The 11737-nt window shown below is 73.7% G+C and carries 10 protein-coding genes; 4 read left to right on the top strand and 6 right to left on the bottom strand.

The genetic code is table 11. The annotated features are described in order from the left end of the window. Positions 1-34: 34 nt before the first annotated feature. Together ACWEGE_RS32345 and ACWEGE_RS32340 are read right to left on the bottom strand one after the other, a co-directional pair. Positions 35-775: a sigma-70 family RNA polymerase sigma factor gene (locus ACWEGE_RS32345; RefSeq protein ID WP_449664243.1), complete on the bottom strand. Its 741-nt coding sequence runs from the start codon at positions 773-775 to the stop codon at positions 35-37. Positions 776-859: 84 nt separating this feature from the next. Next, positions 860-1282, bottom strand: a complete 423-nt coding sequence (locus ACWEGE_RS32340; RefSeq protein ID WP_449664242.1) for a VOC family protein — start codon at positions 1280-1282, stop codon at positions 860-862. Positions 1283-1304: 22 nt separating this feature from the next. On the opposite strand from ACWEGE_RS32340, the gene ACWEGE_RS32335 reads away from it, so the two are divergent. After that, the gene (locus ACWEGE_RS32335; RefSeq protein ID WP_449664241.1) at positions 1305-1961 is read left to right on the top strand and encodes a GntR family transcriptional regulator; all 657 of its coding nucleotides are present in this window, start codon (positions 1305-1307) and stop codon (positions 1959-1961) included. 3 nt (positions 1962-1964) lie between these two features. Here ACWEGE_RS32335 and ACWEGE_RS32330 read toward each other — a convergent pair whose 3' ends face one another. The 3 genes from ACWEGE_RS32330 to ACWEGE_RS32320 all read right to left on the bottom strand — a co-directional run bounded on the left by ACWEGE_RS32330 (position 1965) and on the right by ACWEGE_RS32320 (position 6215). Next, positions 1965-3890 carry a DNA/RNA non-specific endonuclease gene (locus tag ACWEGE_RS32330; RefSeq protein WP_449664240.1) on the bottom strand — a complete coding sequence of 642 codons (1926 nt, stop codon included), beginning with the start codon at positions 3888-3890 and terminating at the stop codon, positions 1965-1967. A gap of 94 nt (positions 3891-3984) precedes the next feature. Beyond that, a complete protein-coding gene (locus tag ACWEGE_RS32325; protein ID WP_449664239.1) occupies positions 3985-5601 on the bottom strand; it encodes a CocE/NonD family hydrolase in 1617 nt (538 codons plus the stop codon). After that, entirely contained in the window at positions 5598-6215 is a 618-nt protein-coding gene (locus tag ACWEGE_RS32320) for a TetR/AcrR family transcriptional regulator (RefSeq protein ID WP_449664238.1), read from the bottom strand. The genes ACWEGE_RS32325 and ACWEGE_RS32320 overlap by 4 nt, the downstream gene beginning before the upstream one ends. A gap of 71 nt (positions 6216-6286) precedes the next feature. Between ACWEGE_RS32320 and ACWEGE_RS32315 the strand changes: the two genes are divergently transcribed. After that, positions 6287-7300, top strand: coding sequence for a zinc-dependent alcohol dehydrogenase (locus tag ACWEGE_RS32315; protein ID WP_449664237.1), 1014 nt, complete (start codon positions 6287-6289; stop codon positions 7298-7300). Positions 7301-7303: 3 nt separating this feature from the next. Here the strand turns inward: ACWEGE_RS32315 and ACWEGE_RS32310 are convergent, their stop codons facing one another. Further along, entirely contained in the window at positions 7304-8854 is a 1551-nt protein-coding gene (locus tag ACWEGE_RS32310) for an adenylate/guanylate cyclase domain-containing protein (protein ID WP_449664236.1), read from the bottom strand. Positions 8855-8957: 103 nt separating this feature from the next. Between ACWEGE_RS32310 and ACWEGE_RS32305 the strand changes: the two genes are divergently transcribed. Continuing rightward, positions 8958-9860 (top strand): AurF N-oxygenase family protein, encoded by a 903-nt coding sequence (locus ACWEGE_RS32305; RefSeq protein ID WP_449664235.1) that lies wholly within the window; start codon positions 8958-8960, stop codon positions 9858-9860. 1 nt (position 9861) lies between these two features. Beyond that, positions 9862-11319 carry an FAD-dependent oxidoreductase gene (locus tag ACWEGE_RS32300; protein WP_449664234.1) on the top strand — a complete coding sequence of 486 codons (1458 nt, stop codon included), beginning with the start codon at positions 9862-9864 and terminating at the stop codon, positions 11317-11319. The last annotated feature ends 418 nt before the right edge of the window (positions 11320-11737 follow it).

Here is an 11737-nt window from a genome sequence, read left to right as displayed (position 1 = left end):
GCGGCCGGGCCTTTCGGCGACCCGGGCGCCCCGATCACCCGGTCAGCCGGGCGGCCGAACCGGGCAGCTCGCGGTTCGCCTCGTCGAGGCCGCGGATGATCAGCCGGCAGGCCGGGCAGCCGGCCACGTGCTCCGCCACGACCGCCGCCCGGCGGGGTGGCAGGGCGCCGCGGACCCATGCGCCCATGCGGCGGCGGGGCTCGCGGCAGCCCGGCTCGGCCGCCTCCGGCACCTGGACCTGCAGGTAGGCCTGCCGCAGCCCCTCCCGGGCCCGCATCGCCAGCGCCGCGACGCTGTTCGGCGAGAGCCCGAGCGAAGGCGCCACCTCCGTCGGGGTGCCGCCCTCCGCCTCGGTGCGCCACAGCACCGTGCGCCAGCGGCCGGGCAGCGTGCAGTAGGCCGACCACACCAGCCGGGCGTTCGAGCGGTGCAGGGCGAGTTCGTCGGCACCCCCGGCCGCCGCCTCGGGGACGGTGGCCCGCAGCTCCACCCGGCTGCGCTGGCGGCTCCACCGCGCCACCAGGTTGCGCAGGGTCACCACGAGGTAGGGCCGCAGGTCCCCGTGCGGGCCGCCGCCGGCGCGCACGATCGTCAGCACCCTGGCGAACGTCTCGGCCACCAGGTCGTCACGCTCGGCGGGCTGGCGCGCCCACGCTCCGGCGGTCCGCCACAGCGGTTCCGCGTGCCGCCGGAAGAGCAGCCCGGCCGCGTCGAGGTCTCCGGCCCGCAGGGCGGCGAGCAGCACGGCGTCCGGCTCGTCGTCGGCTGGTTCCATGTGCTTCTCCCCGGGTCAGGCACGCTCCGCGACTCCGGGTACCCAAAGCGAGCCGGGTGATCACCGGTCGGCCCGATCGGGTGGTCAGACCGCGAACACCTGGGCGTCGTCGGCGAAGGCCTTGAACTCCAGGGCGTTGCCCGCCGGGTCGAGCAGGAACATCGTCCACTGCTCGCCGGTCTGGCCCGCGAAGCGGACGTACGGCTCGATCACGAACTCCGCGCCGGCCGCCCGCAGCCGGTCGGCGAGCGCCTGGAACTGCGGGATCGTCAGGATCAGGCCGAAGTGCGGCACCGGCACGTCGTGGCCGTCGACCGGGTTGTGGACGCGCTCCGGCCCGGCCGGGGCCAGGTGGGTGACGAACTGGTGGCCGTGCAGGTTCCAGTCGACCCAGGTGTCCGCGCTGCGGCCCTGCTCCAGGCCGAGGACTTCGCCGTAGAACCGCCGGGCCGCGACCAGGTCGTCGACCGGCATCGCCAGGTGGAACCGGGGGAGGGGGAGGTTCATGTCTGGATGTTAACATTACGACATGAGTGGTTCGCTGGTTCCCGCCCGGCGCCGCGGGCTGGCCGACGAGGTCGCGGACCGGATCCGCGAGGCGGTCTTCGACGGCGTCTACGCCCCGGGCAGCCAGCTGCGCGAAGTCGAGCTGGCCGAGGCGCTGGGCGTCAGCCGCGGGCCGGTGCGGGAGGCGCTGCTGAAGCTGGAGCGCGAAGGCCTCGTCCGCAGCGAGTGGCACCGCGGCGCCACCGTGACCGCCCTGTCCGAGGCGGACGTCGCCGAGCTGGACAGCCTGCGGGCCGCCCTCGAACACCTGGCCGTCGAGCTGGTCGTCGAGCACGCCGCGGACGAGGCGCTGGCCGCGGTCGACGCCGCGGTGCGGCGGATGGAACGAGCGCTCGACGAGCACGAGATGGTCCGCTGCGACCTCGAGTTCCACGACGCGGTCTACGCGGCCGCCGGGCACCGACGGCTGCGCGAGGCCTGGCAGGCGATTCGCTCCCAGGTGCACCTGTTCCTGCTCACCCGGATCGGCCTGGCCACCGACGGCTACCTCACGGGCATCCCCGCGGAACACCGCGAGCTCGCGGCGGCGTTGCGCGCCCGCGACCGTGCGGCGGCGCTCGCGCTCTTCGCCGAGCACCGCCGCCACGCTTTCGAAATCCTCGGTGGACGGACGGAATAGCTTTCACAGCACCAGGTCCGCCGCCGTGCGGATCTCCTGGGCCGGCGCGGTGGACTCCAGGCCGCCGAGCGGGTCGGCGGCCTCGAGGTCGCCGAACGACAGGCCGGTCAGCTCGGCGATCCGGCGGACCGGCACCTGGTAGGTGCGGTACGCGCCGTAGCTGAACCCGGTCGCCGCCTCCAGGCCGTGGATGAGCTCCTCCTGGCTCAGCAGGTACGCCGTCGCCGAGAGATCGCCGCCGGTCTTCACCATCGCCACCACCTTCCAGAACTGGCGGGGCAGCTGGACGCCGCGGTAGTGGTCGTCGTCTGCGGCCAGCACCGGGCCGGTCACCACGCTGACCTTCAGGTCGAAGTTGTCCGCGTTGGTCAGCACGTAGTCCTCGAGCCCGGCCCACGTCGTCTTGTTCTGGTTGAAGTCCTTGTGCTGCGGCGAGCAGTTCGTGAAGTGGAACGTGTCGTCGTTGCCCAGCTGCGCGATCGTTTCCGTCGCGCCCCACGCCGGGTCGAGCCGGCGGACCAGGTGCCCGCGGTCCAGGGGGTTGTCCCGGTAGATCTCCTCGCCGATCTGCTCGGTCACGGCCACGCGCGAGTCGAGGGACCAGTGGTCGGTTTCGCGCCGCAGCGACCGGCTCGTGCGCCCGTCGATGTTGACCGCGGTGAACATCGCCAGGCGGCGTTCGCGGTGCATGACGACGCTGAAGTGGTGGTAGGGCAGGACGTACCGCGGCTCGCGGGTGGCCTGCCGGTTGACCGCCGCGAGCGGGAGCAGCGCGTCGGACAGCCCGGGCAGCGGCACGGTGTGCCCGGGCAGGAAGGCCGGGTCGTACCCTTCACGGTTCGAGTAGTCCGGGTCGATCCGGCCGGTCACCGGTTCCGCGCGCAGCCGGATGTCGAACGGCATCGAGAGCGTCAGCACCGGCGGCGAACCGCCGGCCGCGGCCGGCCGGGCCCGCTCCGGCCGGGTGGCCAGCCCGTCGAGCAGTGCCTGCTGCGCCGGCGTGAGCGAGTGTTCCCGCAGGAACTTCAGCAGCTTGCTGACCCGGATGCCTTCGTTGAGGAACCCGCCGTACTCCGCGTGGCCCGTCGCCGGGACGCTCGCGTGGTGCAGCGCCACGATCTCCCACTGGTCGTTGAACACCGGCGAGCCGGACGACCCGGGTTCGGTGTCGGTCTCGTAGTGCAGGAACTCGTCGAGGACGTCGACGACCCGGTTTTCCCGCAGCGCGACCTGTTTCTTGCCGCCACCGGGGTGCTGCACGATGGTGACGAAGTCGCCGACGATCGCCTTGCCCTCGCTGCCGATCAGCCGGTTGAAGCCGAAGGGGCGCAGGTCTTCCGCGGTCGCTTTCACCGCGACGAGCGCGAAGTCGAGTGCCCGGTCGGCGGCGAAGAAGCGGTCCGGGTCGAGCGGGAAGGCCCGCACCGGCCGGGGCAGGCCGTCGACGCCGTCCTGGTAGTCGAATTCGACGACGCTGAACCCGGCGGTCCCGGCGTCCGGCAGCACGTGGTGGTTGGTGAGCAGCAGGTCCGGCGACACCAGCGAGCCCGTGCCGTAGCCGATCAGCCGGCCCTGGGCGTTGCGGATGTTGACCCGGCCGACCGCGGCCGACGCCGTGACCCCGCCTTCGAGGTAGCCGACGCCGAGCAGGTCGTCGGTCAGGACGATGCGTTCCAGGATCGCCCCCGCGGCCGTCATGGCCGCCGGGTCGCCCGCCGCGATCGCCGCCGGGCTCACCGGCCGGACGTCGGGGTAGTAGCGGCCGAGCCGGTCGATCCGGGTGGCGATCCGGCTCGGCTCGTCGGCCTCGGCGATCCCGCCGGGCTTGCGCAGCAACGCGATCTTGGCCTGCCGCGCGCCGGTGCGGTCCGCGGCCCGCGCGGCGGCGGCCCGTTCCTGTTCGGACTGCCGGTCCGTCTTGACGTCCACGATGCCTCCCGGGGGCCGGAAACACCGCGTTAGTCGCGGTGCCGGGAGGCGCGTTACACGATTTCCGGCGCGTCGCGGGGAGTTCTTTTTCAGTTCACGCACGCACGGGCAGCACGATCGCCGACGCGTGTGCGGGGTCGTGGTGGACCTCCTGGTCCGCGGGAAGCAGGGTGACGGCGGTGGCGTGCGGCTCGCCGGTGCCGGGATTCCGGGCGTAGCGCGGGAAAGCGCCGCTGGACACCTGGACGCGGATGCGGTGCCCGCGGCGGAACCGGTGCGCCGTCGGCCACAGCCGGACCGTCACCGCCGCCGGCTCGTCCGCGCCGCGCAAGCTGGTGAGGCCGTCGCAGACGTTGACCGAACGGCCGTCCGGGCCGACGTCGCAGAGCCGGACGAAGACGTCGGCGAACCGCAGGCTCGAGCGGAACCAGATCTCCGCGTGCACGTCCCCGATCACTTCGACGTCGTCGCCGAGCACGGCCGTGGTGTAGGTGAGGACGTCGGCGCGGGCCTCCAGCGCCGCGTTGTCCACCCGGCCCGCGTCCGGGGCCATGCGCACGCCGCCGGCCGCGGGGGTCGGGTCCGCCGGGTCGTAGCGGTAGCGGTCCGGCCCGGACTCCCCGGGAACGCCGGTGGCCAGGGAGCCACCGGCCTGCAGGTGGAACCGTTGCGGCGCATACCCTTCCGGCGGCCACGAGGCGAAGTCGCGCCAGGACTCCTCGCCCATGACGAACAACCGGACCGGCGCCCGCTCCGGCGGTTGTCCGCCGCGGGCGTGCGCGAGCCCGAACTCGACGGCCTGCCGGAGCGTCTCGCCCGTGCTGGCCGGCAGGTCGGAGCGCGCGGCGTGGGTCCACGGCCCGACCGTCAGGCGCGGCCGCCGTCCCGCGTCCTGCAGCGTGCGGAAGTCGCGCAGCTGGCCGGGCAGGAAGATGTCGTACCAGCCGGCGACCGAGCTGACCGGGACGGTCACGTCCGCGACCCGGTGCCGGTGGTCGGCCCCGGCCCAGCGCGGGTGGTGTTCGGGATGGGTCAGCACGTCCTGGATGTAGTCGGAGCGGTGGCCGATGGCGACGACGTCGGCCTGGGCCAGTGGCAGCGTGTTCAGCGCCTGCGCCAGCTTCTTCGCCTGGCGGCGTTGCCGGAGCAGCGCGAACCGGCGTTCCTGGACCGCGACCTGGACGCCCCACCCGAACGGCGTCTCCAGCGAGAGGCCGTCTTCCCGCAGGAACTCCAGCGTCAGCCCGGACTCGGTGACCTGCGGGACCATCGCCTTCACCTGCGGCGGCAGGCGATCGGCCACCGCCCACTGCACGTACCCGAGGTAGCTGGGGCCGACGAGCACGATCGCGTCGCCGGACCACGGCTGCCGCAGCACCCAGTCCAGCGTCGCGAGGCCGTCCTCGCGCTCCTGCCGCAGCGGGTCGAAGACGCCGCCGGAGCCGAAGCCGCCGCGGGTGCTCTGGATCAGCACCTGGAACCCGCGTTCCGCCAGGGGACGGCCCAGAAGCGCCCCGAACGGGCCCCGGCGGCCGTAGGGTGTGCGCACCAAGGCGATCGGCAGCCCGCCGCCCCCGCCGCGCGGGGCCCAGCGGTCGGCGAGCAGCTCGACGCCGTCGGGCATCGGGACCCGCAGGCCCCGCTGGACGGCCAGCCGCCGGGTCGCCGGCGCGGGCAGCTTCAGCAGGCGTTCGACGAGACGGCTGATCACCGGCGGGCCTCCTTCACGAGCATCGCGTTGACGACCGAGTGCATCCGCTGCAGCCGGTCGGCGAACTCCTCCGGGTCGAGCGGGTCCGGCCCGTCCACGACCCACGCGTTGACGACCGCCCCGGCCCCGCCGGTCAGAAAGGTGGCCAGGTCCTCGACGCCTCCGGCGTCGAGGCGGCCGCCGAGCGCGCGGTCGAGGTTCTCCCGGTTGAACGGGAGGAACAGACCGGTGAGCGCCTTGTTGAGGGCGAACGCGGACGCCCCGGTCATCAGCGCCCGGTAGAAGCGCCGGTGCCGGGCGAAGTGCCGGCCCAGTGCCAAGATCGCCGCGTGTTCCCCGTCGGGGACCGCGAGGTCGGCGAGGTCGGCGAGTTCGGTGAGCAGCTCGCGCCGGACGAGGTCGAGCGCGGCCTCCAGCACCAGCGCGTCGCGGTCGCCGAACTGCTGGTAGAGCACCTGGCGGCTGACGTCCGCGGCTTCGGCGATCTCGGACACCGGGACGGCGGTGGAGCTGCGTTCGGACACCAGCTCGACCGCGGCCCGCAGCAATGCCGCGCGCGACCGGCGCACCCGCCGGTCCTTGGCGGGGGCTTCGGACGTCCAGTTCTCGGTCACGGCGTCGATGATGAACAGGTGTCAAGAAAATAGCAAGTGTTCGGCAACCCGCCGCGTGCGAGGATGCGGCCATGTCTTCGACGATGCGGGCCTTCGTGCTCACCGGTCCGCGGGAGTGCTCGGTGCAGGAGGTGCCCGTCCCGCGGGCCGCCGCGGGCGAGGTCGTCGTCGACGTCGAACGGGCCGGGGTGTGCGGCACCGACGTCGAGTTCTTCACCGGCGCGATGACCTACCTGCACCAGGGGCACGCGGCCTACCCGATGCGGCTCGGCCACGAGTGGGCGGGCACGGTTTCGGCGGTCGGCGAGGGCGTCGACCCCGCCTGGCTCGGGCGGCGGGTCATGGGCGACACCATGCTCGGCGACCGGACGTGCCGCCGCTGCCGGAGGGGCCACCAGCACACCTGCGAAAACCGGCAGGAGGTCGGGATCCGCGGCGGCCGGGCCGGCGCGCTGGCGGAGCGCCTCGCGGTGCCCGCGTGGTCGCTGCACGCGCTGCCCGACGAGGTCGACGCCGTGCTCGGTGCCCTGGTCGAACCCGGCGGCAACGCCCTGCGGGCGGCCCGCGCGGCGGGCACCGGCACCGGCGACCGGGCGCTGGTGCTCGGGCCGGGGACGATCGGGCTGCTCACGGCCCTGTTCCTGCAGGCGGCGGGCACCGAAGTGCACCTGATGGGCGTCGACGACGGCGCGTTCGCCCGCGGCCTCGGGTTCGCGCACGTCTGGACCCGCGCCACCCTCCCGGACCTGCCCTTCGACGCGGTGGTCGACGCGACCGGCGCGCCCGGTTCACCCGCGCTGGCCGTGGACCTCGTGGAACCCGCGGGCCGGGTGGTCTACATCGGACTGTCCGGCCGGCCGAGCGAGCTCGACACCCGCGCGCTGGTGCTGAAGGACGTCACGGCGGTCGGGGTGCTGTCGGCCTCGCCCGAGCTGGCCGACACGATCGCCGCGTACGCGAGCGGAGCCGTGGACCCGCGCCCCCTGGTGGCGGCGACGGTCGGCCTCGAGCAGGCCGGCGCGGTGCTCGCGGGGGAGCGGATCGGCGGCGCGGGGCCGAAGGTCCACATCGACCCGCGCCGCTGACGCTCACCGCGGGCGCGGCGCGGCGAGCGTCGTGGGGCGGTTGCGGCCGCGCAGCGTCACGTCCTCGGTCGCCGTCCAGCGGGCCGCTTCTTCCGCGGCGGCGCACTCCACGCTCGTCCACGAGGCGAGCAGGCGGCCGGGCGCGTTCTTCGCCAGCTCGGTCAGCCGGGCCGCTTCGTTGACCGGGTCGCCGATCACCGTGTATTCGAAGCGGCGCGGGTCGCCGACGTTGCCGGCGACCGCGTCCCCGGTCGCCACGCCGATCCCGGCCGGGCCGTCCGGCACCTCGGCGGCCAGCCGGCGGGCGATCGCACGGCCGGCGGCCAGCGCGCAGGTGGCGTGGTCGCGCAGCGGCGCGGGCGCCCCGAACACGGCCAGCGCGGCGTCGCCGACGAACTTGTTGACCAGGCCGTGGTGCCGGTCGACCTCGTCGACCACCACCGCGAAGAACCGGTTGAGCAGGCCGACGACCTCCTCCGGCGGCCGGCTGGCGGCCAGCGCCGTCGACCCGACGAGGTCGACGAACAGCACCGAGACCGTGCGGACCGTGCCGCCCAGCGCGGCGGACGTGCGCATGGCCTCGAGCGCGACTTCGTGGCCGACGTGCTTGCCGAACAGGTCGCGCAGCCGTTCGCGTTCGGCCAGCCCGGCCGTCATGTCGTTGAACCCGGCCTGCAGCAGGCCCAGCTCGGTGCCGTCGTACACCGGGATTTCGACGGTGAAGTCCCCGGCCCGGACGCGGCCGAGCGCGTCGCGCACGGAGGAGATCGGGTTGACCACCGAGCGGGCGGTGAACACGGTGACCAGCAGCCCGAAGCACAGCACGACCAGCCCGAGGGCGATCACCGACACGGCGAGCTTCGTGGTGGAGACGTCACCGCGCACCCAGGCCAGCACCGCGGTGACCACCAGCCCGGCCACCGGCACCCCGGTCCCGAGGCACCAGAACAGCAGCATCCGGCGGTTGACGCCGCCGTTGACCGGGCGCGGCGGCGTGGTGCCGGCCAGCGCCAGTGCCGCGTACGGCCGCAGCGCGAACTCGCCGAAGAGGTAGGCGATCGCGCAGACGACGACCCCGGCGAAGGCGACCACGAGGAACTCGGTGAGCACGACCTCCGGCTGCACGAGGGCCGCCAGCCCGCCGAAGAGCAGCGTCGCGATGCCCCACAGCACGGCCTGCACGGCCGTCAGCCGCAGCGGCACGCGCAGGCTCGCGGTGCGTTCGGCGTCGGTCGGCTGCCTTCCTTCGGCCGCCCAGTGCAGCGTGCGGAGGGCGCCGCGCGTGCCCCACAGCGTGCCCGCGACGACAGCCGAAACGACGTACACGGGTACTGCGATCGCGGTGACGCGGACGAGTTCGCCGGACATCCCCGGCGTCGGCATCAGCAGCGCGGCGAGGCCGACGACGACCAGTGCGCCGATCACGTTGGTGGCGATCAAAGTGGCCGTGAGCAGGCGCTGGACGCGCCGGCGGAGCAGGGTGGCGTGCTCGTCGACCGGCCCGAGCAGGCCGGAGCCGAACGGCTTCGCCGTCGTGCGTCCTGGGTTCACCATCCGAGTGTACAGTCGTTCACTCAAATGCCCCGCGCCGGGCTCTCGGGTATGTGTTACGGTTGGTAACAGTGAACTTCGGTAACACCTGACGAGGAGGTCGGTCGTGACGAGCATCAGCGAATCGGGCGTGTCGGACCGGGAGACCGTGGCGCGGCGGCTGCTCGACTCGTCGGAGCAGCTGTCGTACGACCCCGTCAAGGAGGTCGACTGGGAGACGCCGCTGGACACCGGCTACCACGGCGCCAGCCCGGAGTGGAGCACGCTCTACGGCACCTCCTACTGGGCGGACATGACCCCGGAGCAGCAGCGCGAGCTGACCCGCCAGGAGGCGGCGTCGGTGGCCAGCACCGGGATCTGGTTCGAAATGATCCTGCAGCAGATGGTCCTGCGCGACTTCTACGCCAAGGACCCCACCGACCCGGCGTTCCAGTGGGCGCTGACCGAGATCGCCGACGAGTGCCGCCACTCGATCATGTTCGCCCGCGGCGCGGCGAAGCTGCGGGCGCCCGCCTACCGGCCGCGCCGGTTCGTCGTCGAGCTCGGCCGCGTCTTCAAGGCGACCGCGACCGGCGAAGCCGCGTACGCGGCGATCCTCGTGGCCGAAGAGGTTCTCGACGTCATGCAGCGGGACTGGATGCGCGACGAGCGCGTGGTCCCGTTCGTGCGCACCATCAACAACATCCACGTCGTGGAGGAGTCGCGGCACATGAAGTTCGCCCGCGAGGAGACCCGCGAGCGGCTGCGCGGTGCCGGGTGGCTGCGGCGGCAGGTCAACGGCCTGGTCGTCGCGATCGCGTCGTACTTCATCGTGACGAGCATGGTGAACGGGAAGGTCTACGAGAACGCCGGGCTCGACGGCAAGCGGGCGCGGCGCGAGGCGAAGGCCAACGAGCACCACAAGTCGATGCTGCGCTCCAGCTGTTCCGGGCTGATGGAGTTCCTGCACTCGGCGGGGCTGCTGACAAGGGCGTCGCTGTGGTTCTACAAGCGCGCGAACCTGATCTGACATGGCCTTCGCGATCACCCAGACCTGCTGCGCCGACGCGTCCTGCGTGTCGGTCTGCCCGGTCAACTGCATCCACCCGACGCCGGACGAGCCGGACTTCGGGACGACGGACCTGCTCTACATCGACCCGGCCACCTGCATCGACTGCGGTGCCTGCGCGGACGCCTGCCCGGTCGACGCGATCTTCCCGGCCGGCGAGCTGACCGGGCCGCTGCGGGCCTACGAGCAGCTCAACGCCGAGTACTACGCGGGCCGGGACGTACTGGCCGAGGTCTCGGCGGCGCCGAACTTCCACCGGTGGTCCCCGCCGTCGTTCGCGCGGGTGCTGCCGAGCGACTTCGCGCCGCTGGACGTCGCCGTCGTCGGCACCGGCCCGGCGGGGATGTACGCGGTGGAGGACCTGCTGCTGCACACGAACGCCCGGGTGACGCTGGTGGACCGGCTGCCGGTGGCCGGCGGCCTGATCCGCTACGGCGTCGCACCGGACCACCCGTCGACGAAGAAGATCGGCGAGACGTTCGCCCGGTTCCACGACCACCCGCGGCTGCGCCTGCAGCTAGGTGTGCACGCCGGTGCCGAACTGGCCGGCCGCCACGACGCGGTGATCTTCGCGGTCGGGGCGACGGCGGTCCGGCGCCTCGGCGTCCCGGGCGAGGACCTGCCCGGCAGCCTCCCGGCCGCGACGGTGGTCGGCTGGTACAACGGCCACCCGGACGTCGAGCCGGACGCCGTCGACCTGTCCGCGGAACGCGTGGTCGTCGTGGGAACGGGCAACGTCGCCCTGGACATCGCCCGGATCCTGACGGCGGACCCGGAAGTGCTGGCGCGGACCCCGATCGCGCCGGAGGCACTGGCGCGCCTGCGGTCGTCGAAGGTCCGTGAAGTGGTGCTGCTGGCCCGCCGCGGCCCGGAGACGGCGGCCTACACGCGCCCGGAGCTCCTGGCCCTGGCGGCCCGCGGCGGCTTGGTGGTGGACGCGCTCCCGCGGGTGGCCGAGGCGATCGACGGCGCGGAGCCGGGGGACAAGGCGTCGTGGCTGCAGGGGGTGCCGCGGGAGCGGGTGGACTGGTCTTCGCCACCGCCGGAGGGCCGCCGGATCGTGCTCCGGTTCCACACGGCCCCGGTGGAGTTCGCGGGGGACACGGAGGTCCGCGCGGTGGTGGCGTCGGGTGGCGTCGAGATCCCGGCGGGCCGGGTGGTCCGGGCGGCGGGGTTCCGCGGGGTTCCGGTGCCGGGCCTGCCGTTCGACGAAGAGGCGGGGATCGTCCCGAACTCGGCGGGCCGGGTCCCGGGCCGGCCGGGGGTGTACGTGGCGGGGTGGATCAAGCGCGGCCCGTCGGGCGGGATCGGCGCGAACAAGGCCTGCGCGCGGGAAACGGTGGGGACTTTGCTGGAGGACGCGGTTGCCGGCCGCCTCCCGGTGCGGCGCAGGGGAGTGAGGTTGTTCGGCCGCGCCTGAGAGGTGGGCGGGGGCGGCGGAACGTGCTGGTGCAGGGGAGTGAGGGCTGCTCGGCCGCGCTTGGGTTGCCGGGGCGGCGGCGGTACGGGCGCCGGTGCGCGTCGGCTGCCCGCGCTTGAGACGCTGCCGGGGGCGGCAGAACGGCGCTGGTGCGCGCCGGGGAACGAGGCTGCCCCGCCGCGCCTGAGAGGCTGCCGGCGGCGGAACGGGCGCCGGTGCGTGCCGGCTGCTCGCCCGCGCCTGAGTTGCCGGTGCGGGCGCCGCCGCTGGCCGGCCGTGCCCGGAGCCGCTGCCGGAAACCGTGGTGCACCACGGTTTCCGGCAGCTTCGGTGCCCGAGCCTCTTCCTGCTCCGTGCCTTTGGCTTGTTCGCCGTCGGGAGGCGACGGATCTTCACGACCGTGCTGGGGACCTCGAGG

This window comes from Amycolatopsis sp. NPDC004747, assembly GCF_053601335.1.
The sequence above is the reverse complement of the archived record's forward strand: the minus strand, read 5'-3'. Positions and strand labels throughout refer to the sequence as shown.

Excerpts from the sequence above, each read along its gene's own strand:
- ACWEGE_RS32345 (WP_449664243.1), bottom strand. The coding sequence starts at position 775 with ATGGAACCAGCCGACGACGAGCCGGACGCCGTGCTGCTCGCCGCCCTG.
- ACWEGE_RS32340 (WP_449664242.1), bottom strand. The coding sequence starts at position 1,282 with ATGAACCTCCCCCTCCCCCGGTTCCACCTGGCGATGCCGGTCGACGAC.
- ACWEGE_RS32335 (WP_449664241.1), top strand. The coding sequence starts at position 1,305 with ATGAGTGGTTCGCTGGTTCCCGCCCGGCGCCGCGGGCTGGCCGACGAG.
- ACWEGE_RS32315 (WP_449664237.1), top strand. The coding sequence starts at position 6,287 with ATGTCTTCGACGATGCGGGCCTTCGTGCTCACCGGTCCGCGGGAGTGC.
- ACWEGE_RS32310 (WP_449664236.1), bottom strand. The coding sequence starts at position 8,854 with ATGGTGAACCCAGGACGCACGACGGCGAAGCCGTTCGGCTCCGGCCTG.
- ACWEGE_RS32300 (WP_449664234.1), top strand. The coding sequence starts at position 9,862 with ATGGCCTTCGCGATCACCCAGACCTGCTGCGCCGACGCGTCCTGCGTG.